Below are 25,663 nucleotides of genomic sequence, written 5' to 3'. Positions count from 1 at the left end.
AATGCAGCGGAGCCCCCATGATTGCCCAAGGTTTGTACGATCCCGCCAATGAACACGACGCCTGCGGCGTCGGTTTTGTCGCCCATATCAAGGGCAACAAGAGTCATTCCATTGTTGAACAGGGTCTGTTGATCCTGAAGAACCTGGACCACCGGGGCGCCGTCGGCGCCGATGCCCTGATGGGCGACGGCGCGGGTATCCTGATCCAGGTCCCCGACCAGTTCTACCGTGACGAGATGGCCAAGCAGGGCATCGAACTGCCGCCGCCGGGCGAATATGGCGTGGGCATGGTCTTCCTGCCGAAGGAGAACGCGTCGCGCATCGCCTGCGAACAGGAAATCGAGCGCGCCGTGCGCGCCGAAGGCCAGGTCGTGCTGGGCTGGCGCAACGTGCCGGTGGACGACGCCATGCCGATGTCGCCGACCGTCCGCGCCAAGGAGCCGGTCATCCGCCAGATCTTCATCGGCCGCGGCCCGGACGTGATGGTCACCGACGCGCTCGAGCGCAAGCTGTACGTGATCCGCAAATCGTCGGGCCACGCGATCCAGGCGCTCAAGCTGAACCACGGCAAGGAATTCTTCGTGCCGTCGATGTCGGCGCGCACCGTCGTCTATAAAGGCCTGCTGCTGGCGGACCAGGTCGGCGTGTACTACAAGGACCTGCAGGACCCGCGCTGCGTGTCGGCCCTGGCCCTCGTGCACCAGCGCTTCTCGACCAACACCTTCCCGGAGTGGCCGCTGGCCCACCCGTACCGCCTGCTCGCGCACAACGGCGAGATCAACACCGTCAAGGGCAACTTCAACTGGACCCGCGCGCGCGAAGGCGTCATGAAGTCGGCCGTGCTGGGCGACGACCTGAACAAACTGTTCCCGCTGATCTATGAAGGCCAGTCGGACACCGCCTGCTTCGACAACGCGCTCGAACTGCTGGTCATGGCCGGTTACCCCATCGCCCAGGCGATGATGATGATGATCCCGGAAGCCTGGGAAAACCACGCGACGATGGACGAGAACCGCCGCGCGTTCTACGAATACCACGCCGCGATGATGGAACCGTGGGACGGCCCCGCCGCCATGGCCTTCACCGACGGCCGCCACATCGGCGGTACGCTGGACCGCAACGGCCTGCGTCCGGCCCGTTACATCGTCACGGACGACGACCTGGTCGTGATGGCGTCGGAATCGGGCACCTTGCCGATTCCCGAATCGCGCATCGTCAAGAAATGGCGCCTGCAGCCGGGCAAGATGTTCCTCATCGACCTGGAAGCCGGCCGCATCATCGACGACAAGGAACTGAAGGACACCTACTCGAACGCCAAGCCCTATAAAGCATGGATCAAGTCGGTGCGCATCAAGCTCAACGAAATCAAGCTGTCGGAAAGCCAGCTGTCGCAGAACCGCGCCAAGGACGCGCAGGGCGAGAAGGCGGCGATCTCGCTGCTGGACCGCCAGCAGGCGTTCGGCTACACCCAGGAAGACCTGAAATTCCTGATGGCCCCGATGGCCGTGCTGGGCGAGGAAGCCACCGGCTCGATGGGTAACGACTCGCCGCTGGCGGTCATGTCGAACAAGCTGAAGCCGCTGTACTCGTACTTCAAGCAGCTGTTCGCCCAGGTCACGAACCCGCCGATCGACCCGATCCGCGAAGCGATGGTGATGTCGCTCGTGTCGTTCATCGGACCGAAGCCGAACCTGCTGGACACGAACAACGTGAACCCGCCGATGCGCCTCGAAGTGTCGCAGCCGATCATCGGCTTCGACGACATGGCACGCCTGCGCAACATCAGCCTGCACACCGGCGGCAAGTTCAAGTCGTATGAACTGAACATCAGCTACCCGGTCAGCTGGGGCAAGGAAGGCATCGAAGCGTCGCTGGCCTCGCTGTGCGCGGAAGCCGTCGACGCGGTGAAATCTGGCCACAACATCCTGATCGTCTCGGACCGCAACCTGAACGCCGACCAGGTCCCGATTCCCGCGCTGCTGGCGACGTCCGCGATCCACCAGCACCTCGTGCAGCGCGGCCTGCGCGCATCGACGGGCCTCGTCGTGGAAACCGGTTCGGCGCGCGAGACGCACCACTTCGCGCTGCTGGCCGGCTACGGCGCGGAAGCCGTGCACCCGTACCTGGCGCTGGAAACGCTGGTCGACCTGGCGCACACGCTGCCGCACGAGATGGCCGCCGACAAGGCCATCTACAACTACACGAAGGCGGTGGGCAAGGGCCTCATGAAGGTGATGTCGAAGATGGGCATCTCGACCTACATGTCGTACTGCGGCGCCCAGATCTTCGAAGCCATCGGGCTGAACAAGTCGCTGGTCGACAAATACTTCCGCGGCACCTCGTCGACGGTGGAAGGCATCGGCCTGTTCGAAGTGGCCGAGGAAGCGCTGCGCCTGCACGCGCTGGCCTTCGGCAAGGACCCGGTCCTGGCGCACTCGCTGGACGTCGGCGGCGAATACGCCTTCCGCGTGCGCGGCGAAGACCACCTGTGGACCCCGGACGCCATCGCCAAGCTGCAGCACTCCACCCGTGCCAACAACTACAGCACGTATAAAGAGTACGCGCAGCTCATCAACGACCAGACGAAGCGCCACCTGACCCTGCGCGGCCTGATGGAGTTCAAGATCGATCCGGCCAAGGCGATCCCGCTGGACGAAGTCGAACCGGCCAAGGAAATCGTCAAGCGCTTCGCCACCGGCGCGATGTCGCTGGGCTCGATCTCGACCGAGGCGCACGCCACGCTGGCCATCGCCATGAACCGCATCGGCGGCAAGAGCAACACCGGCGAAGGCGGCGAAGATCCGGCGCGCTACATGGGCGAGTTCAAGGGCATCAAGATCGCCAAGGGCGAGTCGCTGGCGTCGATCCTGGGCTCGGACCGCGTCGTCGCCGACATCCCGCTGCTGGAAGGCGATTCGCTGCGTTCGAAGATCAAGCAGGTGGCATCGGGCCGTTTCGGCGTGACCGCCGAATACCTGGCATCCGCCGACCAGATCCAGATCAAGATGGCGCAGGGCGCCAAGCCGGGCGAAGGCGGCCAGCTGCCGGGCCACAAGGTGTCCGAGTACATCGCATCGCTGCGCTTCTCGGTGCCGGGCGTGGGCCTGATCTCGCCGCCGCCGCACCACGACATCTACTCGATCGAAGACCTGGCGCAGCTGATCCACGACCTCAAGAACGCGAACCCGCACGCATCGATCTCGGTGAAGCTGGTGTCGGAAGTGGGTATCGGTACGGTCGCCGCCGGCGTCTCGAAGGCGAAGGCCGACCACGTCGTCGTCGCCGGCCATGACGGCGGCACCGGCGCATCGCCGCTGTCGTCGGTGAAGCATGCCGGCACGCCGTGGGAACTGGGCCTCGCCGAGACCCAGCAGACCCTCGTGCTGAACGGCCTGCGCAGCCGCATCCGCGTCCAGGCCGACGGCCAGATGCGTACCGGCCGCGACGTCGTCATCGCCGCCCTGCTGGGCGCGGACGAAATCGGCTTCGCGACGGCACCGCTGGTCGTCGAAGGCTGCATCATGATGCGTAAGTGCCACCTGAACACCTGCCCGGTGGGCGTGGCGACCCAGGACCCGGAACTGCGCGCCAAGTTCTCGGGCAAGCCGGAACACGTCGTGAACTACTTCTTCTTCGTCGCCGAAGAAGCGCGCCAGATCATGGCCCAGCTGGGCATCCGCACGTTCGACGAACTGATCGGCCGCGCCGACCTGCTCGACAAATCGAAGGCCGTCGGCCACTGGAAAGCGCAAGGCCTGGACTTCAGCAACATCTTCTACCAGCCGAAGGTGGACGACAAACGCCAGCTGCTGCACACGGAAGTCCAGGACCACGGCCTGGACAAGGCCCTGGACCACAAGCTGATCGCGCAGGCGAAAGCGGCGCTGGAGAAGGGCGAGCGCGTCTCGTTCATCTCGCCGGTGAAGAACGTCAACCGCACGGTCGGCACGATGCTGTCGGGCGAAGTCGCCAAGCGCTATGGCCACGCCGGCCTGCCGGACGACACGATCCACATCCAGCTGCAAGGCACCGCGGGCCAGTCGGCCGGCGCGTTCCTGGCGGCGGGCATCACGCTGGACCTGGTGGGCGAAGGCAACGACTACGTGGGTAAAGGCCTGTCGGGCGGCCGCATCATCGTGCGGCCGAACACGGAGTTCCGCGGCTGGGCCGTCGACAACATCATCGTCGGCAACACGGTGCTGTACGGCGCGATCGCCGGCGAAGCCTTCCTGAACGGCGTGGCCGGCGAGCGTTTCGCGGTGCGTAACTCGGGTGCGACGGCGATCGTCGAAGGCGTGGGCGACCACGGCTGCGAATACATGACCGGCGGTACCGTCGTCGTGCTGGGCGACACCGGACGCAACTTCGCGGCGGGCATGTCGGGCGGCGTGGCGTACGTCTACGATCCGAAGGGCGAGTTCGAGCAGAAGTGCAATACCGCGATGGTGGCACTGGAGAGCGTGCAGTCGACCAAGGAACAGAGCGACAAGGCCAGCTGGCACAGCCAGACCCGCAACGGCGAGCGCGAGTCGGACGAAGCGATCCTCAAGCGCCTGATCGAGCGTCACTTCAAGCACACCGGATCGACCCGCGCGCGCAACCTGCTGGACGACTGGGCCAACAGCCGCAGCAAGTTCGTCAAGGTCTTCCCGACCGAGTACAAGCGCGCGCTGGAAGAGATGCACAACAGCAGCATGGAAGAAGCCAACGACAAGATCGAACTGGCTGCCTGATGCTGTAACGGCTGCGTGCCTGCTGAACTTGGGCCCCCGCCTGTGCGGGGCGACGGAACAAACGTAGCGTTCATTATCACCGTTAGCGTTTGAACGTCGTTCCCGCGAAGGTGGGAACCCAAGTTGAGTGACCGAAGCCACGCGCTTCGCATCTCTTTAGACCGAACCGAAAACGATAGGAATACAAATGGGTAAGATCACCGGCTTCATGGAATTTCAGCGCCAGGAAGAAGACCACCTGGAACCCGCTGCCCGTCTCAAGAACTACAAAGAATTCTCGATCACCCTGACCGACGCGCAAGCGAAGGTACAAGGTGCGCGCTGCATGGATTGCGGCATCCCGTTCTGCAACACCGGCTGCCCCGTCAACAACCAGATCCCCGACTGGAACGACCTGGTCTACCACGGCAATTACCGCTACGCCGTCGACAACCTGCACTCGACGAACAATTTCCCGGAATTCACGGGCCGCATCTGCCCGGCACCGTGCGAATCCGCCTGCACGCTCGGCATCAACAACGAGCCGGTCGGCATCAAGTCGATCGAGCGCAAGATCGCCGACGCCGGCTGGGAACACGGCTGGATCGTCCCGCAACCGGCTGCCGCTAAAACCGGCAAGAAGGTCGCCATCGTCGGTTCCGGCCCCGCGGGCCTGGCCGCCGCCCAGCAGCTGGCGCGCGCCGGCCACGACGCGACGGTGTTCGAGAAGAGCGACCGCATCGGTGGCCTGCTGCGCTACGGCATCCCCGACTTCAAGATGGAGAAGGGCCTGATCGACCGCCGCGTCGAGCAGATGAAGGCCGAGGGCGTGACCTTCCGCACCTCGACCCTGATCGGCAAGGACTTCCCGGCCGCCGTCAGCAACATGGCGCGCGACACCATCTTCCCCGAAGATCTCGCCAAGGATTTCGACGCCGTGATCATGGCCGGCGGCGCCGAGCAGCCGCGCGACCTGCCGGTCCCGGGCCGCGACCTGAAGGGCGTGCACTTCGCGATGGACTTCCTGCCGCAGCAGAACCGCGTCAACGCCGGCGACAAGGTCAAGGATCAAATCAAGGCCACCGGCAAGCACGTGATCGTGATCGGCGGCGGCGACACCGGCTCCGACTGCGTGGGCACGTCGAACCGCCACGGCGCCGCATCGGTCACGCAGTTCGAACTGATGCCGATGCCGCCGGAGCAGGAAAACAAGCCGCTCGTGTGGCCGTACTGGCCGACCAAGCTGCGCACGTCGTCGTCGCACGAAGAGGGCTGCGAGCGCGACTTCGCCGTCGCCACCAAGCGCTTCGAAGGCAAGGGCGGCAAAGTGGAAAAAGTGATCGCCTGCCGCGTCGAATGGAAAGACGGCAAGATGGTCGAAGTGGCCGGTTCGGAATTCGAACTGAAAGCCGACCTCGTGCTGCTGGCGATGGGCTTCGTCTCGCCGGTGCAGCAGGTGCTGGACGCGTTCGGCGTGCAGAAGGATGCCCGCGGCAACGCCCGCGCCACGACGGACGGCGACGTGTGCTACCAGACGTCGGTGCCGAAGGTCTTCACGGCCGGCGACATGCGCCGCGGCCAGTCGCTCGTCGTGTGGGCGATCCGCGAAGGCCGCCAGTGCGCCCGCGCCGTCGATGAATTCCTGATGGGATCGTCGGTACTGCCGCGCTGATCGCCGACCGGCCCGCTCGACCCCGGACACCCTGCAACGCTTCGGCTTGCAGGGTGTTTTTGTTTGGCGGCGGCGGATTTACCGGCACGCAAGCCCGTTGAATTGCCGGAGCTGCTAGCATGCAGATCCCGACAACGACACTAACGGAGAGACGGATGGACATCGGCTACGTGGGCCTGGGCGGCATGGGACATGCCATGGCAAGCAACCTCATCGAGAAGGGCCATACGCTGCGCGTCTGGAACCGCTCGCCGGACAAGGCGGCCGACCTCGTCGCGAAAGGCGCGACGCGCGTGGACCATCCGGGCCAGGCGGTCGCAAGCGACGGCATCGTGTTCACGATGGTGGCGGACGACGCCGCGCTGGAGCAGGTCGTCGGCGGGCCGGACGGCATCGCCGCAAGGCTGGGACCGGGCGGCATCCACGTGTCGATGAGCACCGTGTCGCCCGAGACGACGCAACGCCTCGCCGCCCTGCACGCCGAGCGCGGCGCCGCGTTCATCGCGGCGCCCGTGTTCGGGCGTCCGGTCGCGGCGGCGTCCGCCATGCTGTTCATCCTGTGCGCCGGTGACGACGCCGCGCGCGCACGCGTGCTGCCGCTGCTCGCGACGATGGGCCAGCGCGTGTTCGAGTTGGGCACCGATCCCGTATCCGCCAGCATCGTCAAACTGGGCGGCAATTTCATGATCATGGGCGTCATCGAGGCGATGGCGGAAGCGGCGACCCTGTGCGAAAAATACGGCGTGCCGCGCACGGCCATGATGGACGTGATGACGCAATCCATTTTCGCCACGCCGCTGTACGTCAACTACGGCAAGCTGATCGCGCAGCACGATTACGCCAATCCCGGTTTCAAATTGTCGCTGGGCCTCAAGGATGCGAAGCTCGTGCTGGGCGCCGCCAGCAACGCGCGCGTGCCGATGCCGCTGGCCAGCATGATGCACGACCGTTTTCTCTCCGCGCTGGCGAAGGATCGCGGCGAGCTCGATTGGACCGCGGCCGCGCTCCACGTGTCGGAAGAAGCGGGGCTACGCTCTCCACTGTCGCGGCCATAGTTTCCCGATACGGGCAGCCAGCCTGTTACATCCGCGGGCGTCGATCACATCGGCGCCCGTTTCTTTTTTGCGAGCCATCAAACCCCGTTCAGTTCAATCACGCGACGATACGGTCTTGCGCAAAGTAAATCTTTACGACAAGATTGTTAAAAAAGGAAACATATGGCAATTGTCGGCTTCATCGTCAAGGGGGACAGGACGTCGCATGGCGGTCAGGTGGTCGAATGCACCTCGCGTCGCTCGATCGACGGCCTGCTGGTAGCGCGGGTCGGCGATCTGGTCTGGTGTCCACGCTGCAACCGCATGACAAAGATCGTCACCAGCCGTTTTCCGCAGGTAACGGACAACGGCGTCCCGAGTGCCTTCGACCTGGACACGACGGACTGCGGTGCGGTGCTCTACTCGCGGCACAACAATCATGCGGGCTATGGCTCCAACGACTCCCCCGCAAGCAGTCCGGCAACCGCGAAGGCGGCAGCGCCCGCGCCGCGCCGCACGGAGGAAGCGGCAAGCGTCCAGGAGCATTTCGTCCTTCGCGAAGACGGCACAGGAAAGGAGCTTGCCGGCGTGAAGTACACGCTGCGTACTGCCGACGGGCGGGATATCGAGGGGGAAACCGATGAGCATGGGCGTACCGACGTGGTATGGACCGACAGCCCCGAAGGAATGCAGCTCGTGCTGGGCACGGTGAACGATGCCGGCGACGACCCCTACCATTATTCGGAAACGATCACGGAGACCCTCTGACCATGCCGGACGATCAGACCAAACCCCGGCGGCGCGTCGTCGGACGCTCGACAACACACGCGGGATCGCACGGCAAGACGCTGGTCCTTTCGAATCCGCTGGACCGCGGCTACCTGTGCCAGAAAATGTGCGGGTGCAATGCCGGGACGACGATACTTAACACGCTCGGGCATGAACTGAAGCAGCGCTGCACGACGGCCCGGATCTGGGCGGACGAGGAAATCAACCAGCTGGTCTGGCGTTACAAGGCCGAGGTTGGATTCAGCATGAAGACGAATCCGCCCAAGCCGCTGATGAGCATCGAGCAACCGAACCGGCCGAGCCGCTTCCCGCTCGGGCGTGCGATGGGCGAGGGATTGTTCAAACGCGATCTGGAAGGCCGGCCGCAAAAGGGACTGCTGCGCATACCCGATTGCATCATCCTGAACGCCACTGGCGCGGAACTCGCGGCGATGCGGGCGAGTGGCAAAATCGACTGGGAGCGCTTGATACCGGTGAAGCAGAATATCGAAACCGTTCTTGAAATTAAGTTCGCTGGCGATAAACTTGACCCTCTTCAACAAGAAGCATACGAAGACATTGCCGGTGACGATCGTTTCAGACTGCTTGAAATCAGCGATTGCGATTGCGGCAAAAAGCGCCCGGCACCCGCCACCGCACCGGTGCGCGTCCCTGTCGTAACGCCCATGAAACGTGAATCCGAAGAGGTCTGGCGTTGGTATCAACTTCCGCAGCCCCAACCATCCCCAGCACCGCCGCCGCAGCCACAAATGCCGCAATACGGGCCGACAGCGGCGTCCGGTGAACATCATACCCTTGCCGCGTATCTGAAAGAGCATCCCGGCAAGGCCGGGGTGGTACTGGTGGGTGCGATTCTGCTGCTCATTCCGGCAACGCGCGCGCTCATCGTTGGGGCGGTTGGCGCTACGCTGCTCGTCACGTCAGCAACCGCGAGCGCCGCGCCCAACCAGAAGAAAAAGGAAACGAAATGACATTCAGTACCGAACTCGAAAAAATCGAAGCACTGCGGTCGGATTTCGAGTACATCGATGGCGAAACCGACGGCGTCATCATGACCGTCGGCTTCGTCGGCTCCTTCTATTTCTGGGGTGGCCATACAGTCGCCAAACGCCTTGCCCTGGCCGAGTGCTTCGAAGCCTACGAAGCAACCTATGGCAGCCATCTCAAATGGGGATGGGACCCGGACAGCTGGCGTCCCGTCAACCTGTCGAAAAAGCCGTTCCCGACGCTGCGCGAATACATCAAGCAGCTCGACGAGGATGATGCGATCGCGTGGTATCTTTCATCGGCAATCGATCCGGAGGTAGTCGGCGATTATGTCGCCAGCTGCATGACGGAACGCGGATGGCAGGACGGAAGACCATCGTGCTTCCAATTCCAGCTCCCCCTCGCGCATGCGTTTGACACGGAAAAACTAAGGGCGCTGGAAACATTCTTGACGCAGTGCACTGAAAAACTCGTTCCGTTCCACGGGGTTGCCGGACTCACGGCGACGACAATCGAACAGGGGCTGAGGTGGGAGCCGGAAGCGCTGGATTTGGCGACCCGTTACCGCGCGCTCTACATCGAGAGTATTGTGAGGGACCGTAAGCACTCACCGAATGGTATCAAAGGCGTCAACTGGCTCACCTTCGTTGGCGATCTCCTCACCGAACGCCTTGGCGGACCAAAAGCTTTTGCCGCCTACTGCCAGCGGTTCGACGTCCAGCCGGAGCGCTATGCCAATGGCTTCATCATCCGTGCGGGTGAAACGCCGCAGCTCGGCCCGGTAGACGAACCGCCACCGGAAGCCTACGTCCGTGCCAACGCGGCGATACGTCCGCTCCGCAACGGCAAGTACGGCTCGATGGGCAGCGGCTCCATCGACGGTGAATTGCGATTCAATCGATGCACGTCCGACCTCTGGATACGCCGCTTCGACGGCTCCGGCATCTGGCCTCCGGCATCCTTTGCCGGACTGCCGCGCGGTCCGGTCGGCACCAAGCCAGCGAAGAAAGTACGGATCGAAACCGGAAAACCATGCTTTGTTCATGGCCGCTACCGCAAATACCCGCTCGAGCCGGCGCAACCCGGCGACGGTGACGACGATATTCGCGGCCCGATGGTCGTCCTTCTGCCCGGCGATCTCGCGCCGTTCCACGTCACGCTCGGCCCTCACGGCGAATTCGTGAGCCGTGAAGTCACCACCTGGGAACTGGTCGCGGAGTTGTGACGATGCAAAAGCCAGTGACATTCGCAGAAATCAGGGATGAACTGGCGGCAAGGACCGACCACGTATTTCACTCTTCGTAAAAGAAAAGATACGAAATGACGGTCAATAACGAACTCGAAAAAATCGAATCATTGCGGTCGGATTTCGAGTACATTGATGGCGAAACCGACGGCGTTGTTATGACCGTTGGCTTCGTCGGCTCCTTCTATTACTGGGGCGGCCACACCGCGGCGAAGCGGCTTGCCCTTGTCGAGTGCTTCGAAGCCTACGAGGCAGCCTACGGCAGCCATCTCAAATGGGGATGGAACCCGGACAGTTGGCGCCCCGTCAACCTGACGAAAAAGCCGTTCCCCACTCTGCGCGAATATATAAAACCGCTCGATGAGGACGACACGATCATGTGGTATCTGTCATCGGCACACGATCCGGAAGAAGTGGGCAATTATGTAGCCAGTTGTCTAACAGAACGTGGATGGGAAGAAGATGAACCCTCGTGCTTCCATTTCCAGCTCCCTCTTGAGCATGCGTTCGACACGGAAAAACTAAGGGTGCTGGAATCATTCTTGACGCTATGTGCCGAAAAGCTCATTCCGTTCCACGGCGTTGCCGGACTGGCGGCGATGACAGTCGAACAGGGTCCGAGGTGGGAGCCGGAAGCGCTGGATTTGGCAACCCGTTATCGTGCACTCTACATCGAAGACATAGTCGCCGATCTCCCTCGTGCACCGGACGGACTAAAGGGCGTCAACTGGCTTACTTTCGTCGGCGATTTGCTCACCGAACGCCTTGGCGGCCCGGAGGCATTCGCCGCATATTGCCAACGATTTAACATCCAGCCCGAGCGGTATGCAAATGGCTTCATGATCCGCGCCGGTGCCACGCCGCAGCTCGGCCCGGTAGACGAACCGCCACCGGAAGCCTACGTACGCGCCAACGCGGCGATACGTCCGCTCCGCAACGGCAAGTACGGCTCGATGGGCAGCGGTTCCATCGACGGTGAATTGCGATTCAATCGATGCACGTCCGACCTCTGGATACGCCGCTTCGACGGCCCCGGCATCTGGCCCCCGGCATCCTTTGCCGGACTGCCGCGCGGTCCGGTCGGCACCAAGCCTGCGAAGAAAGTACGGATCGAAACCGGAAAACCATGCGTTGTTCATGGCCGCTACCGCAAATACCCGCTCGAGCCGGCGCAACCCGGCGACGGCGCCGACGATATTCGCGGCCCGATGGTCGTCCTTCTGCCCGGCGATCTCGCCCCGTTCCACGTCACGCTCGGTCCACATGGCGAATTCGTAAGCCGTGAAGTCACCACCTGGGAACTGGTCGCGGAACTGTGATGGTGTAAAACACGGCCGGACTGCCCCGACCGGGTCGAGGTCGGGTGCCTCTCGACGGCAGCCGGGACGGTATCGAACGGTTCTGTCAACGTGTCGGAAGAGGCTGGCCCGCGCAGTTGATCGTGCGCCGATCACGCGTGCGCCGGCGTCGCATCCGGCGCGATGACGGGCAGATTGCCGTCCAGCCGCGCCGTCGTGCCGAGGTCGCGGCACAGGGCCTGCATGCGCGTATCGATCCACGTGCGCTGCGTATGGCCGGCCGGGGCCCGCGCGGCCGTGGCGGATGACTATGGGGTGCAGCACGATGCGGCGCAGCGCGTCGGCGCCCAGTTGCACCTCGAACAGCAGTTGGTGGTCGTTGCGCAGGTCGGGGTCGACGGCGTAGTCGTCGACGAGGTCGCCGGCCGCGTACAAGATCGGCCAGCCCCGGTACAGCTCGATGCCGTGGAAGACGTGGGCGCTGTGGCCGTAGACGATCTTCCAGCCGATGTCGATCGCGGCGTGCGCCAGGCGGCGCAGGTGCGGGCCCGGCGCCGTCACCTTGTTCGGTCCCCAGTGCAGCGACAGGATGGGCCAGCGCACGCCGGCCGCGCGCATCGGCGCGAGCGCGCGTGCGAAGGCGTCGAGGGCGGACGCCTCGTCGTGCAGGTCCAGCCAGGCGATGCCGGGATGGTCGTCCGTGACCGTCGCGCCGCATGACGTCGCGCACGTGGCGGCCCAGCATGGCGTCGCCGCCGAACATGAGACGCAGGTCGGCGGCCATCTCAGCCGCGCGGGAACTGTCCGGCGAACCAGTCGGCGGCCTGCCGCGCCACCTCGTCCAGCGTGCCCGGTTCTTCGAACAGGTGGGTCGCGCCGGGCACGATCACGAGCCGTTTCACGCAGCCCAGCGCCGCATGGGCCTGCTGGTTCAGGGTGATGACGGGCTCGTCGGCACCGCCCACGATCAACAGGGTGGGCGCTTCGACGGTGCGCAACGCGTCGACACCGGCCAGGTCCGGCCGCCCGCCGCGCGAGACCACCGCCGCGACGGGCACCGCCGGATCGGCCGCCAGTTGCAGCGCGGCGGCCGCGCCCGTGCTGGCGCCGAACAGGCCGAGGGGCAGGGCCATCGTCGCCTCCTGCGCGCCCAGCCAGGCGGCGGCCGTGCGCAAGCGGTGCGTGAGCAGGGCAATGTCGAAGCGGTTGTGGTATTGCCGGTCCTCGTCCGGCGTGAGCAGGTCCAGCAGCAGGGTGCCGATGCCGGCGTCGCGCAGCACGTGCGCCACGTGGTTGTTGCGCGGACTGAGCCGGCTGCTGCCGCTGCCGTGCGCGAACAGGACGATACCCGGCGCGTCGTGCGGCAGTTCGAGCATGCCTTCCATCGTCGCCGTGCCGCTGTCGATGTGGACCAGGGATTTCATGATCGTTGGACCGCCATGGCGGTCAAAAATTCGCCGCCCGATTGTTAAACATAGCATACGCGGCGCCGTTTTGAAGGCCGGGATCGTTCCGTTCCCGATGCCACGGACATGCCATCCCGGCGACGTTCGGGAACCCGTCGGCGCGACGCGCCAACGCGGGTTTCCATGTGGAATTTGTTACGATATTTTAATGATGCGAAACAATGGGCGTATGCATAAGTTAGTAAAAACAAGCACTTATGTTCAAAAATATCTGACTCATGATTTATTAATGTTGTAATATCACGTCGATAACATGGCTGGAATTGGGTCGTGTCCTGCAGGCCTTGCCGTTTCTGCACTACAATACGGGATTCTCCAAATACCAATATTCACTGTGTCCAACCTCGTCGAAATCCGCGATCTGCATTTTTCGTATGGCGATCGCCCGATCCTGCAGAACCTGAGCATGGACTTCCCGCGCGGTAAGCTGATTGCCGTGATGGGCGGCTCCGGTTCGGGCAAGACGACGGTGCTGCGTCTGATCGGCGGGCAGATCAAGGCCCAGCGCGGGACCGTCGCGGTGAATGGCGAGATCGTGAACCAGCTCGATACGGACGGTCTGTATCGCCTGCGCCGCAAGATGGGCATGCTGTTCCAGTTCGGCGCCCTGTTCACCGACCTGACCGTGTTCGAGAACGTCGCCTTTCCGCTGCGCGAGCACACGGAGCTGCCGGAGGAGTTGATCCGCGACCTGGTCCTGATGCGCCTGAACGCCGTCGGCCTGCGCAATGCGGCCAACCTCAAGCCGAACGAGATCTCGGGCGGCATGGCGCGCCGCGTGGCGCTCGCGCGCGCCGTCGCGCTCGACCCCGCGCTGATCATGTACGACGAACCGTTCGCCGGCCTCGATCCGATTTCGATGGGCGTGACCGCCAACCTGATCCGCAACCTGAACGATGCGCTCGGCTCGACGGCTATCGTCGTCTCGCACGACGTGAACGAGACCTTCATGATCGCCGACTATGTCTACTTTCTGTCCGCCGGCAGGATCGTCGCCGCAGGCACGCCGGACGAGATGCGCCGCTCGGCCGATCCGTACGTCAAACAGTTCGTGAATGCCGAGCCGGACGGGCCCGTGCCGTTCCACTATCCCGGCAAATCGCTGGCTGAGGACCTGGGCCTCGGAGGCAAGCGATGACCAATTTCCTGGCAGCCATCGGCGGCTTCGTCCTCGATACTTTTGCCCGCGTCGGCTTCGTCACGCGCTCGTTCTTCGGCCTGGCGGCCAAGGCGCCCGGCGCGCTGCGCCGTCCGGCGCTGATCTCGGAACAGGTCCACTTCATCGGCAATTATTCGCTGTTGATCATCACCGTGTCCGGCCTGTTCGTCGGCATGGTGCTGGCCTTGCAGGGGTATTACACGCTGAGCCAGTTCGGCGCCGAGGAAAAGCTGGGCCAGCTCGTGGCGCTGTCGCTGTTGCGCGAACTCGGTCCGGTCGTGACGGCACTGCTGTTCGCCGGCCGCGCCGGCACGTCGCTGACGGCGGAGATCGGCCTCATGAAGGCGGGCGAGCAGTTGACCGCGATGGAAATGATGGCCGTCAACCCGATCCAGCGCGTGCTGGCGCCCCGTTTCTGGGCCGGCCTGATCGCCATGCCCGTGCTGGCCGCCGTGTTCTCCGCCATCGGCGTGATCGGCGGCTACCTGGTCGGCGTGCAACTGATCGGCGTGGACCCGGGCGCGTTCTGGTCGCAGATGCAGGCGAACATCGACGTGCGTCGCGACATCCTGAACGGGGTCATCAAGAGCTTCGTGTTCGGCATCGCCGTGACGTTCACCGCGCTGTTCCAGGGCTATGAAGCGCAGCCGACGCCGGAAGGCGTGTCGCGCGCCACCACGCGGACCGTCGTGATCGCGTCGCTGATGGTGCTGGGGCTGGACTTCATCATGACCGCCTTGATGTTCAACAAGTAATCTGAATAGTTGGGAAAATTTATGCATCGTAAATCCATTGACGTCTGGGTCGGCCTTTTTGTCCTGTTGGGTGCGTTATCGCTCCTTTTCCTGGCGCTCAAAGCCGGTAACATGAGCACGATTTCGTTCAGCAAGACCTATGCGATCACGGGCCGGTTCGACAATATCGGCGGTCTCAAGCCGCAATCGCCGGTCAAGAGCGCGGGTGTGGTCGTGGGCCGCGTGGGCGCCATCGCCTTCGACGACAAGACCTTCCAGGCCCTCGTCCGCCTCGATTTGAATCCTGCTTACAAGTTTCCGAAAGACAGTTCTCTGAAGATCCTGACGTCGGGCTTGCTGGGTGAGCAATACATCGGCATCGAAGCCGGCGGCGACACGAACAATCTCGTCGAAGGCGACCGCATCACCCGCACACAGTCGGCCGCAGTGCTCGAAGACTTGATCAATCAATTTATTTACAGCAAGGCAGCCGAAGGAAAGGACAGTAGCAAATGACGAACCGCAATGACTCCGCCCCGCCGCGCACGCGTACCGGCCTGGCGCTGGCACTCGGTGCAGCCGTACTGCTGAGCGGCTGCGCGACGACCGCCAATCCCAAGGACCCGTTCGAGAAGTTCAACCGCGCCATGTTCAGCTTCAACGACTCGGTCGACCGCGTCGCCCTGAAGCCGGCCGCCACCGCGTACAAGAACGTCACCCCGACCTTCGTGCAAACGGGTGTGAACAATTTCTTCGGTAACTTGACGGACCTGTGGAGTTCGCTGAACAATTTCGCCCAGCTCAAGGGCCAGGACGGCCTGAACGATTTCATGCGTTTTGCCGTCAACTCGACCCTCGGCCTGGTCGGCGTACTCGACATCGCCACCCCGGCCGGCATGCGCAAGCATAACGAAGACTTCGGCCAGACCCTCGGTTTCTGGGGTGTGCCGAGCGGTCCCTACTTGATGTTGCCATTGCTGGGCCCATCTACGGTGCGTGATGCCGGGGCCTTGCCGGCCGACTGGTGGGGGGATCCGTGGACCCACTTGAACGATGTGGACTGGCGTACCGGTGGCATCGTCCTCCGTGCGGTCGACCAGCGCGCCAGCGTGCTGGATGCGTCGAACCTGCTGGAAGACGCCGCCCTCGACCGCTACGAGTTCATCCGTGACGGCTATATGCAGCGCCGCAGCAGCAAGGTGCTCGACACGGACAAGGCGCAGGAGCGTGCCGACAAGGTCCACGAAAAGCTGGAAAAGGTTCAAGAAAAGGTCGAATCGAAGCTGGGCGTGAAGCTGGGCCCGAAACCGGCCCCGGAAGACGGTGCGGACGAGTCCGCAACCGCGCCGGAGCCGGGTTCGGCACCGAATAATCCGCCTGTGCCGGCGCCCGTGTCATCCGAACCGGCCCGGAAATAGTTAACTACGGTACAGCCAGGCCGTCCGCGCAGCACGCGGGACCGCCGGGCCAGACCCAACCCAATAAAGGAAGCGTATGAAGCCCATCGCAAAACTGATCGTGACCGCCGCCGCCGTGGCCATGTCCACCGCCGTTCTCGTGGCGCCGGCCCGTGCCGCCGTCGAAGCGCCGGACGCGCTCGTCAAGCGCGTCAGCACCGACGTCATCGACAGCGTCAAGTCCGACAAGGACATCCAGGCTGGCAATACTCACAAGATCATGGACCTGGTGAACTCCAAGATCCTGCCGTACGTGGATTCGGAAAAGATGACCGCCCAGGCCGCCGGCCGCTTCTGGCGCCAGGCGACGCCGGCGCAGCAGAAGCAGCTGACGGAAGAATTCCGCACGCTGCTCGTGTACACCTATGCCGGCGCGCTGTCGCAGATCAAGAACGAAACCATCGAGTTCAAGCCGTTCCGCGCCGACCCGGCCGACACGGAAGTCGAAGTGAAATCGCAGGTCAACCTGACCCGCGGCGAGCCGATCACCCTGAACTACCGCCTGGCCAAGGGCCCGCAGGGCTGGAAGATCTTCGACCTGAACGTGCTGGGCGCGTGGCTGGTCGAGACCTACAAGAGCACGTTTGCCTCGGAAATCGGCAAGAACGGCATCGATGGCCTGATCAAGAAGCTGCACGACCGCAACGAGCAGCTGGCCAACAAGCCGCTGGCCAAGGCGGCGCAAAAGTAAGCATGGCGGAAGCGAACCCCATGCTCTCGCTCGACGCCCTGACGTTCGGCAACGCGCAAGCGGCGCTGGCGCAGGGTTGCGCGGCCGTGTCCGCCGGCGAAACCGAGTTCGACCTCGGCGGCGTCAAGGCCGCCGATTCCTCGGCCCTGGCCCTGATGCTGGCGTGGCAACGCCGCGCGCAGGAGCAGGGGCGCAGCCTCAAGTTCATCAATGTGCCGGCCAACGTCGATGCGTTGGCAAAGTTGTACGGCGTCGACGGGCTTCTCGGCCGGGCTTGATCACATTCCGATGCCGTGGGCGGCGTGTCCGTTACGCGATCGTTACGCGTGGGCGGAGGCCGCCCACCCTACGGCCCGTGACATCGTAGGGCGGGCTCCCCGAGCCCGCGCGAACGCCGGCATGACGCCGGCGTCCGCAAACATGCCATGTCCGGTTGGATATGGCATTTTCTTCTATAATGGCCCGTTTCCCCCGCACGGTTCCGTCCTTTCGGATCTCCAACGCATGACAGCAGCCATCCAGATCGACAGCGTCGAGAAAAGCTACAAGGGCTTCAAGGCCCTCAAGGGCGTTTCATTGAACATCGAGCAGGGCGAGTTCTTCGGCCTGCTCGGACCGAACGGCGCCGGCAAGACCACCCTGATTTCGACCATCGCCGGCCTGATCCGCCCGGACGTGGGCAGCGTGCGCATCCACGGCCATGACGTCGTCAAGGATTTCCGTGCCGCCCGCATGGCGCTGGGCGTCGTGCCGCAGGAACTCGTGTTCGATCCGTTCTTCACCGTGCGCGAAACCCTGCGCCTGCAGTCCGGCTACTTCGGCCTCAAGAACAACGACAAGTGGATCGACGAGGTCATGGAAAACCTCGACCTGACGCCCAAGGCGGACGTCAACATGCGCGCGCTGTCCGGCGGCATGAAGCGCCGGGTCCTCGTCGCCCAGGCCCTCGTGCATAAGCCGCCCGTGATCGTGCTGGACGAACCGACGGCCGGCGTCGACGTCGAGCTGCGCCAGACTTTATGGAAATTCATCTCGCGCCTGAACCGCGAGGGGCACACGGTCGTCCTGACGACGCACTACCTGGAAGAAGCGCAGGCCATGTGCCAGCGCGTCGCCATGCTCAAGACGGGCAACGTCGTCGCGCTGGACACGATGTCGCAGTTGCTGCGCCGCGTGTCCGGTTCGTCGCTCGTCGTGCACCTCAAGCACGGCACCCTGCCGGACGGCCTGCGCCACCTCGTCGCGCACAACGAACACGACGAGGGCAAGAACAACGGCGGCAACACGTACACGCTGCGCGTCAACGAATACGGCGAAGTGGAAGGCATCCTCGCGCGCCTGCGCGAATCCGGCGCCGACATCGACGAGATGCAGCTGCAGCAGGCCGACCTGGAAGATATTTTTATCCAGATCATGGAAGGCGCATCTCAAGCTGGAGCACCCGTACGATGAATCCGTTTTCCGTGGGCTTCAAGACCCTGTTCTTCAAAGAGATCCTGCGCTTCTGGAAGGTCGCCACGCAGACCATCGCCGCGCCCGTCGTCAGCGCGATGCTGTATCTGCTGATCTTCGGCCACGTGCTGGACGGCCGCGTGCAGATGCTCGACGGCGTGAGCTACACGTCGTTCCTCGTCCCCGGCCTCGTGATGATGAGCGTGCTGCAGAATGCGTTCGCCAACTCGTCGTCCTCGCTGATCCAGTCCAAGATCACCGGCAACCTCGTGTTCATCCTGCTGCCGCCGCTGTCGCACGTGGAGATCCTGTCGGCGTACGTGGTGGCCTCCGTCGTGCGCGGGCTGGCCGTCGGTTTCGGCGTGTTCATCATCACGGCGTGGTTCGCCCACCTGTCGTTCGTGGCGCCGCTGTGGATCATCGTGTTCGCGCTGCTGGGCGCCGGCATCCTGGGCACGCTCGGCGTCATCGCCGGCATCTGGGCGGAAAAATTCGACCAGTTGGCCGCGTTCCAGAACTTTTTGATCACGCCTGCAACATTTTTGGCGGGCGTGTTCTATTCCATTAAGAAACTTCCGCCGTTCTGGCTGGCGGTCTCGCATTTCAACCCGTTCTTTTATATGATTGACGGGTTCCGCTATGGTTTCTTCGGCCAGTCCGACGTGTCGCCCTGGACCAGCCTGGGCATCGTCGCCGTCTTCTTCGTGGCCCTGGCCGCTATCGCAATCAATCTGCTTCGTCGCGGCTACAAACTGCGGCACTGACAAAACATGGTTACTACACCCGAACTCATTCACGGCTACATCCAAAACGGCCTGGCGTGCACCCACCTGGAAGTCGAGGGCGACGGCCAGCATTTCAGCGCCGTCATCGTCTCGCCCGCGTTTGCCGGCAAGAGCCGTATCCAGCGCCACCAGATCGTCTACGCCGCCCTGGGCGACCGCATGCGCGAAGAAATCCATGCGCTGTCGATGAAGACGCTGACCCCGGAAGAGTACCAAGGATAAGCCATGGACAAGCTCCAGATCGTCGGCGGCAAGCGCCTGAACGGTGACATTCCCATCTCGGGCGCCAAGAACGCGGCGCTCCCGATCCTGTGCGCGGGCCTCCTGACGGCCGGCGACCTGCGGCTGTCGAACGTGCCGCGCCTGCACGACGTGCGCACGATGCTGCGCCTGCTCGAACAGACCGGTTTGAAAGTCACGCAGGACGACGAGAACGTCGTGCTGAACGGATCGGCCATCGACACCCTCGTCGCACCGTACGAGCTGGTCAAGACGATGCGCGCATCGATTCTCGTGCTGGGCCCGATGCTGGCGCGCTTCGGCGAAGCCAAGGTGTCGCTGCCGGGCGGCTGCGCGATCGGTTCGCGTCCCGTCGACCAGCACATCAAGGGCCTGCGCCAGATGGGTGCCGAGATCACGATCGAAGGCGGCTATATTTTCGCGAAGGCGGCGCGCCTCAAGGGTGCGCGCATCCACACGGACATGATCACCGTGACCGGCACGGAAAACCTGCTGATGGCCGCCGTCCTGGCCGAGGGCGAGACGATCCTGGAAAACGCGGCGCGCGAGCCGGAAGTGACGGACCTCGCGAACATGCTCGTCGCGATGGGCGCGAAGATCGACGGCATCGGCACCGACCGCCTCGTGATCCAGGGCGTCGACAGCCTGCACGGCACCGAGCATTCGGTGATCTCGGACCGCATCGAGGCGGCTACTTTTCTCTGCGCCGTGGCGGCGACGGGCGGCGACATCCGCATTACCCGCACCCGCACGGACATCTTCGACGCGGGCCTCGACAAGCTGCGCGAGATGGGTGTCGCGCTCACCGTCGAAGGCGACAGCATCCGCGCGCGCATGGACGCACGCCCGCAGCCGGTCTCGTTCCGCACCACGGAATACCCGGGCTTCCCGACCGACATGCAGGCGCAGTTCATGGCCGTGAACACGATCGCGAACGGCCCGAGCCGCGTCACCGAAACCATCTTCGAAAACCGCTTCATGCACGTGCAGGAAATGAACCGCCTGGGCGCGCAGATCTCCACCGAGGGCAACACGGCCTTCATCAAGGGCGTCGACCGCCTCGTCGGCGCGCCCGTGATGGCGACCGACCTGCGCGCCTCGGCCTCGCTGGTGATCGCCGGCCTGGCCGCCGAGGGCACGACCCTCGTCGACCGCATCTATCACCTCGATCGCGGGTATGACCGGATGGAGGCGAAGTTGTCGGCGGTGGGGGCGGACATCGTCCGGATCAAATAAAGACAAGAACAGGGACGACCGCGCTCTCAACCCACGTCGTCCCCGCGCAGGCGGGGACCCAATTTTGCAAGCGCTAACGAAACGCAAACAGCACTTGGGTTCCCGCCTCCGCGGGAACGACGGTGTAGGGCGCGGGTCCAAAACTAACGCAGTCACATGAACGACATCACTCAGGACAGCTCGCAGCTCATCCTCGCCCTCTCGAAGGGCCGCATTTTCGAAGACACGCTGCCGCTGCTGGCCGCGGCCGGCATCGAGGTACTGGAAAATCCGGAAACCTCGCGCAAGCTGATCCTCGCCACCAACGACCCCGGCGTGCGCGTGCTGATCGTGCGCGCCACCGACGTGCCGACCTATGTCCAGCATGGCGCCGCCGACTTCGGCGTGGCCGGCAAGGACGTGCTGCTCGAGCATGGCGGCGAAGGCCTGTACCAACCGATCGACCTGAAAATTGCCTGCTGCCGCATGTCCGTGGCCGTCAACGCCGGCTTCGACTACGAGAACGCCGTGCGCCAGGGCGCGCGCCTGCGCGTGGCGACCAAGTTCGTGCACACGGCGCGCGAGCACTTCGCCAAGAAGGGCGTGCACGTCGACCTGATCAAACTGTATGGTTCGATGGAACTGGCGCCGCTGGTCGGCCTGTCGGACGCCATCGTCGACGTCGTGTCGACGGGCGGCACGCTGCGCGCCAACAACCTGGTCGAAGTCGAAAAGATCATGGAGATCTCGTCGCGCCTCGTCGTCAACCAGGCCGCGCTGAAACTCAAGCGCGAGCGCCTGCAACCGATCATCGACGCGTTCGAACGCGCGTCCAAGCGCGAAGGCTGAACCCATGTCGATCACGATCCGCAAACTCGATTCCAGCGCCGCCGGCTTCCAGCAGACCCTGAATACCCTGCTCGCGTTCGAAGCCGAGACCGACGACGCCATCGAATCGGCCGTGGCGAAGATCCTCGCCGACGTGAAGGCGCGCGGCGACGCCGCCGTGCTGGAATACACGAACAAATTCGATCGTCTTCCGAACGGTGGCGCCACCAGCATGGCCGCCCTCGACGTCACACAGGAAGAACTGCAGGAAGCACTGGACTCGCTGCCGGAATCGCAACGCGCCGCGTTGCGCACGGCCGCCGAGCGCATCCGCGTGTTCCACGAGCGCCAGAAGCAGGAACTGAACGGTTTTACGTACACCGAACCTGACGGCACGGTGCTGGGCCAGCGCGTCACGCCGCTCGACCGCGTGGGCATCTACGTCCCGGGCGGCAAGGCCGCGTATCCGTCGTCCGTGCTGATGAACGCGATTCCTGCCAGGGTCGCGGGCGTGCAGGAAATCGTGATGGTTGTGCCGACGCCGGATGGCGTCAAGAACCGCATGGTGCTGGCCGCCGCGGCGATCGCCGGGGTCACGCGCGTGATCACCATCGGCGGCGCGCAGGCCGTCGGCGCGCTCGCGTACGGCACGGCGACGATTCCGCCGGTCGATAAGATCGTCGGCCCGGGCAATGCGTACGTCGCCGCCGCCAAGCGCCGCGTGTTCGGCACGGTCGGCATCGACATGATCGCGGGCCCGTCGGAAATCCTCGTGCTGTGCGACGGCACGACGGACCCGGACTGGGTCGCGATGGACCTGTTCTCGCAGGCCGAGCACGACGAGTTGGCGCAGGCCATCCTGCTGTGCCCCGACGCCGCTTACATCGCGCAGGTCGAGGCGAGCATCCACAAATTGCTGCCGACGATGCCGCGCAAGGCGACGATCGCCACGTCGATGACGGACCGCGGCGCCCTGATCAAGGTGCGCGACATGGATGAAGCGTGCGCCATCGCCAACGCCATCGCGGCCGAGCACCTGGAGATCTCCGCCGAGGACCCGCAGCAGTGGGCGGACAAGATCCGCCACGCGGGCGCGATGTTCCTCGGCCGCTTCTCGTCCGAATCGCTGGGCGACTACTGCTGCGGCCCGAACCACGTGCTGCCGACGTCGCGCACGGCGCGTTTCTCGTCGCCGCTGGGCGTGTACGATTTCCAGAAGCGCTCGTCGATCCTGTTCGTGTCGCAGGCCGGCGCGCAGACCCTCGGCAAGGTCGCGGCCGAACTCGCGTACGGCGAGGGCTTGCAGGCGCACGCGCGCAGCGCGGAGCTCAGGATTCGGCCGGAATCATGACGGCCTGGCTCGATCAGGTCTTCTGCGAGGATGCGCTGGCCGGCATGGCGCGCATCCCCGACGGCAGCATCGACCTGATCCTGACGGACCCGCCGTATAATCTCGGCAAGGATTACGGCAACGGCTCGGACCAGCAGAGCGTGGAAGATTACCTCGCCTGGACCGAGCGCTGGATCGATTGTGCGCTGCCCAAGCTGAAGGACAACGGCAGCCTGTACATCTTTCTCACCTGGCGCTTCGCGCCGGAGATCTTCGTCATGCTCAAGCGGCGCATGACGATGATGAACGAGATCATCTGGGACCGCCGCGTCCCCTCGATGGGGGGCAGCACCAGGAGCTACAGCTCGGTGCACGACACCATCGGCTTCTTCGTGAAGCGCAAGGATTATTATTTCGACTTGGACGCCGTACGTATCCCGTACGACGCCGCGACGAAGAAGGCGCGATCGCGCTCGATCTTCGTGGGCGCCAAGTGGCTGGAAGTGGGTTACAACCCGAAGGACTTGTGGAGCGTGTCGCGACTGCATCGCGAACATGCGGAACGGGTCGACCATCCGACGCAGAAACCGCTCGAGATCATCGAGCGCATGGTCAAGGCGTCATGCCCGCCGGGCGGCGTCGTGCTCGACCCGTTCATGGGCAGCGGCACGACGGCGCTGGCCGCCAAACGCCTCGGCCGGCATTTCACCGGTTTCGAACTGAACCCCGCTTACTGCGCGACCATCGCGGAACGTTTGTCCGCCCCCGCGCAGCCGGCCACCAGGAAACGCAAAGGCGCCCGCGCCGACGTTTCAACCACCGCCACCGAAGGAGTGAACCAAGCATGAGCAGGACCAGCATCGACAACCTCATCGCCAACACGATCCGCGAAGACGTCCGGTCCGGCCATGTCTACAACGTCCCGGATTCGAGCGGCTACATCAAGCTGGACGCGATGGAAAACCCGTACCAGCTGCCGGATGCGCTGCGCGCGGAACTGGCCCGGCGCCTGGCGGATGCGGTCCTGAACCGCTATCCGGTGCCGTCGTATGCCGGCATCAAGGAACGCATCCGCGCCCGGCTGGGCGTGCCGGCCGGGTTCGACGTCATCCTTGGCAACGGCTCCGACGAGATCATCTCGATCCTGTGCACCGCGACGGCGCGCCAGGATAAACGCGCGGTCGTGCTGGCGCCGATCCCGGCCTTCGTGATGTTCCAGCGCTCGGCCCAGTTCGCGGGCATGGACTTCGTCGGCGTGCCGTTGAAGGCCGACTTCTCGCTCGACCGCGCCGCCATGCTGGCCGCGATCGCCGAGCACAAGCCGAGCCTCGTGTTCCTGGCCTACCCGAACAACCCGACCGGCAACCTGTACGACGAAGCGGACATGATCGCCATCATCGAAGCGCTGGGAGAAAACGGCATCGTCGTCGCCGACGAGGCCTATCACCCGTTCGCCCGCACGAGCTTCATGGACAAGCTGCCGCAGTATCCGAACCTGGTCGTGATGCGCACGCTGTCGAAGCTGGGCCTGGCCGGCATCCGCCTCGGGTATCTCGCCGCGGCGCCCGCCCTGCTGGAACAGTTCGACAAGGTGCGGCCGCCGTACAACGTCAACGTACTGACGCAGGTGGCGGCGGAATTCGCGCTCGACCACGTGGAAGTGCTGGACGAGCAGGCCGCCCGCCTGAACGACGCGCGCACCGAGTTGGCCGCCGCGATGGCCGCGCTGCCGGGCGTGACGGTGTTTCCGTCGAGCGCCAATTTCATCACCGTGCGCGTGCCGGACGCCGACAAGACCTGCGCTAAACTGTTCGCGGAACGGGTGCTGATTAAAAATTTGAGTAGAATGCATGAATTGCTGGCCAATTGCATCCGTGTTACGGTCAGCACCCCGGAAGAAAACTCCGTATTCCTGAATGCCCTGAAGGCTTCGCTGCAAGCCTGAACACCGCCGAGCACCTAGCAATGACCCGCACCGCAGAAATCACGCGCAATACGAGCGAGACGCAGATTCGCGTCGCGCTCAACCTGGACGGCACCGGCCGCCAGAAACTCAATACCGGGGTGCCGTTCCTGGACCACATGCTGGACCAGATCGCCCGCCACGGCCTGATCGACCTCGAAGTCGAGGCCGTCGGCGACCTGCACATCGACGACCACCACACCGTCGAGGACACCGGCATCACGCTGGGCATGGCGGTGGCCAAGGCCATCGGCGATAAAAAGGGGATCCGGCGCTACGGCCACGCCTACGTGCCGCTGGACGAGGCGCTGTCGCGCGTCGTGATCGACTTTTCCGGCCGTCCGGGCCTGGAATGGCATGTGCCGTTCACCCGCGCGACGATCGGCCGCTTCGACGTGGATCTCACCATCGAGTTCTTCCGCGGCTTCGTCAACCACGCCGGCGTGACGCTGCACGTCGACAACCTGCGCGGCGTGAACGCCCATCACCAGTGCGAGACCGTGTTCAAGGCGTTCGGCCGCGCGCTGCGCATGGCGTCCGAGCTGGATGCGCGCGCCGCGGGCACGATCCCGTCGACCAAGGGCAGCCTGTAACGCGACGGAAGA

General features: G+C 64.1%; 23 protein-coding genes and 1 pseudogene. 22 read left to right on the top strand and 2 right to left on the bottom strand.

Translation table 11 applies throughout. From position 1 onward, the window contains the following. Nucleotides 1–17 precede the first annotated feature (17 nt). From U9J41_RS12295 to U9J41_RS12265, 7 genes are all read left to right on the top strand, one after another. Nucleotides 18–4,733, top strand: a complete 4,716-nt coding sequence (locus tag U9J41_RS12295) for a glutamate synthase-related protein (protein WP_322402470.1) — start codon at nt 18–20, stop codon at nt 4,731–4,733. Between the two features lie 187 nt (nt 4,734–4,920). Beyond that, nucleotides 4,921–6,384: a glutamate synthase subunit beta gene (locus U9J41_RS12290; protein WP_322402469.1), complete on the top strand. Its 1,464-nt coding sequence runs from the start codon at nt 4,921–4,923 to the stop codon at nt 6,382–6,384. Between the two features lie 155 nt (nt 6,385–6,539). Further along, nucleotides 6,540–7,439, top strand: coding sequence for an NAD(P)-dependent oxidoreductase (locus U9J41_RS12285; RefSeq protein ID WP_322402468.1), 900 nt, complete (start codon nt 6,540–6,542; stop codon nt 7,437–7,439). Nucleotides 7,440–7,601: 162 nt separating this feature from the next. Further along, a complete protein-coding gene (locus U9J41_RS12280) occupies nt 7,602–8,186 on the top strand; it encodes a PAAR domain-containing protein (RefSeq protein ID WP_322402467.1) in 585 nt (194 codons plus the stop codon). 2 nt (nt 8,187–8,188) lie between these two features. Beyond that, the gene (locus U9J41_RS12275; protein WP_322402466.1) at nt 8,189–9,178 is read left to right on the top strand and encodes a VRR-NUC domain-containing protein; all 990 of its coding nucleotides are present in this window, start codon (nt 8,189–8,191) and stop codon (nt 9,176–9,178) included. Next, the gene (locus U9J41_RS12270; RefSeq protein WP_322402465.1) at nt 9,175–10,419 is read left to right on the top strand and encodes a type VI immunity family protein; all 1,245 of its coding nucleotides are present in this window, start codon (nt 9,175–9,177) and stop codon (nt 10,417–10,419) included. The genes U9J41_RS12275 and U9J41_RS12270 overlap by 4 nt, the downstream gene beginning before the upstream one ends. Nucleotides 10,420–10,514: 95 nt before the next feature. Then, nucleotides 10,515–11,759: a type VI immunity family protein gene (locus tag U9J41_RS12265; protein WP_322402464.1), complete on the top strand. Its 1,245-nt coding sequence runs from the start codon at nt 10,515–10,517 to the stop codon at nt 11,757–11,759. A gap of 441 nt (nt 11,760–12,200) precedes the next feature. Here the strand turns inward: U9J41_RS12265 and U9J41_RS12260 are convergent. After that, nucleotides 12,201–12,407 (bottom strand): annotated as a pseudogene (locus U9J41_RS12260) (CapA family protein); the annotation flags it as partial. 116 nt (nt 12,408–12,523) lie between these two features. Continuing rightward, entirely contained in the window at nt 12,524–13,162 is a 639-nt protein-coding gene (locus tag U9J41_RS12255; protein ID WP_322402463.1) for a dienelactone hydrolase family protein, read from the bottom strand. A gap of 376 nt (nt 13,163–13,538) precedes the next feature. On the opposite strand from U9J41_RS12255, the gene U9J41_RS12250 reads away from it, so the two are divergent. The 15 genes from U9J41_RS12250 (at nt 13,539) to hisB (ending at nt 25,651) form a co-directional block, all read left to right on the top strand. Further along, nucleotides 13,539–14,342, top strand: a complete 804-nt coding sequence (locus tag U9J41_RS12250) for an ABC transporter ATP-binding protein (RefSeq protein ID WP_322402462.1) — start codon at nt 13,539–13,541, stop codon at nt 14,340–14,342. Beyond that, complete coding sequence (gene mlaE, locus U9J41_RS12245; protein WP_322402461.1) at nt 14,339–15,118, top strand: lipid asymmetry maintenance ABC transporter permease subunit MlaE; 780 nt, start codon at nt 14,339–14,341, stop codon at nt 15,116–15,118. Before U9J41_RS12250 ends, mlaE begins: the two co-directional genes overlap by 4 nt. A 21-nt stretch (nt 15,119–15,139) precedes the next feature. Next, nucleotides 15,140–15,613, top strand: a complete 474-nt coding sequence (gene mlaD / locus U9J41_RS12240; RefSeq protein ID WP_322402460.1) for an outer membrane lipid asymmetry maintenance protein MlaD — start codon at nt 15,140–15,142, stop codon at nt 15,611–15,613. After that, nucleotides 15,610–16,515 (top strand): MlaA family lipoprotein, encoded by a 906-nt coding sequence (locus U9J41_RS12235; RefSeq protein ID WP_322402459.1) that lies wholly within the window; start codon nt 15,610–15,612, stop codon nt 16,513–16,515. The genes mlaD and U9J41_RS12235 overlap by 4 nt, the downstream gene beginning before the upstream one ends. A gap of 76 nt (nt 16,516–16,591) precedes the next feature. Beyond that, complete coding sequence (locus tag U9J41_RS12230) at nt 16,592–17,245, top strand: MlaC/ttg2D family ABC transporter substrate-binding protein (RefSeq protein WP_322402458.1); 654 nt, start codon at nt 16,592–16,594, stop codon at nt 17,243–17,245. Nucleotides 17,246–17,247: 2 nt separating this feature from the next. Then, the gene (locus U9J41_RS12225; RefSeq protein WP_322402457.1) at nt 17,248–17,523 is read left to right on the top strand and encodes an STAS domain-containing protein; all 276 of its coding nucleotides are present in this window, start codon (nt 17,248–17,250) and stop codon (nt 17,521–17,523) included. A gap of 226 nt (nt 17,524–17,749) precedes the next feature. Then, the gene (locus tag U9J41_RS12220; protein WP_322402456.1) at nt 17,750–18,697 is read left to right on the top strand and encodes an ABC transporter ATP-binding protein; all 948 of its coding nucleotides are present in this window, start codon (nt 17,750–17,752) and stop codon (nt 18,695–18,697) included. Continuing rightward, on the top strand, nt 18,694–19,461 hold the full coding sequence (locus tag U9J41_RS12215) for an ABC transporter permease (protein WP_322402455.1): 768 nt from the start codon (nt 18,694–18,696) through the stop codon (nt 19,459–19,461). The genes U9J41_RS12220 and U9J41_RS12215 overlap by 4 nt, the downstream gene beginning before the upstream one ends. 6 nt (nt 19,462–19,467) lie before the next feature. Continuing rightward, nucleotides 19,468–19,704, top strand: a complete 237-nt coding sequence (locus U9J41_RS12210) for a BolA family protein (RefSeq protein WP_056437702.1) — start codon at nt 19,468–19,470, stop codon at nt 19,702–19,704. Nucleotides 19,705–19,707: 3 nt separating this feature from the next. After that, the gene (murA, locus tag U9J41_RS12205) at nt 19,708–20,958 is read left to right on the top strand and encodes a UDP-N-acetylglucosamine 1-carboxyvinyltransferase (RefSeq protein WP_322402454.1); all 1,251 of its coding nucleotides are present in this window, start codon (nt 19,708–19,710) and stop codon (nt 20,956–20,958) included. Between the two features lie 156 nt (nt 20,959–21,114). Beyond that, nucleotides 21,115–21,786: an ATP phosphoribosyltransferase gene (gene hisG, locus U9J41_RS12200; RefSeq protein WP_322402453.1), complete on the top strand. Its 672-nt coding sequence runs from the start codon at nt 21,115–21,117 to the stop codon at nt 21,784–21,786. Nucleotides 21,787–21,790: 4 nt separating this feature from the next. Continuing rightward, nucleotides 21,791–23,116, top strand: coding sequence for a histidinol dehydrogenase (gene hisD / locus U9J41_RS12195; RefSeq protein ID WP_322402452.1), 1,326 nt, complete (start codon nt 21,791–21,793; stop codon nt 23,114–23,116). Then, the gene (locus U9J41_RS12190) at nt 23,113–23,943 is read left to right on the top strand and encodes a DNA-methyltransferase (RefSeq protein WP_322402451.1); all 831 of its coding nucleotides are present in this window, start codon (nt 23,113–23,115) and stop codon (nt 23,941–23,943) included. Before hisD ends, U9J41_RS12190 begins: the two co-directional genes overlap by 4 nt. Beyond that, nucleotides 23,940–25,040, top strand: coding sequence for a histidinol-phosphate transaminase (gene hisC / locus U9J41_RS12185; RefSeq protein WP_322402450.1), 1,101 nt, complete (start codon nt 23,940–23,942; stop codon nt 25,038–25,040). Before U9J41_RS12190 ends, hisC begins: the two co-directional genes overlap by 4 nt. Nucleotides 25,041–25,060: 20 nt before the next feature. Continuing rightward, complete coding sequence (gene hisB, locus U9J41_RS12180; protein ID WP_036233394.1) at nt 25,061–25,651, top strand: imidazoleglycerol-phosphate dehydratase HisB; 591 nt, start codon at nt 25,061–25,063, stop codon at nt 25,649–25,651. Nucleotides 25,652–25,663 lie beyond the last annotated feature (12 nt).

This window comes from Massilia luteola (assembly GCF_034420155.1).
Lineage (GTDB): Bacteria > Pseudomonadota > Gammaproteobacteria > Burkholderiales > Burkholderiaceae_D > Telluria > Telluria luteola.
Note: the sequence above shows the minus strand (reverse complement) of the source record. Positions and strands in the feature narration are given on the sequence as shown.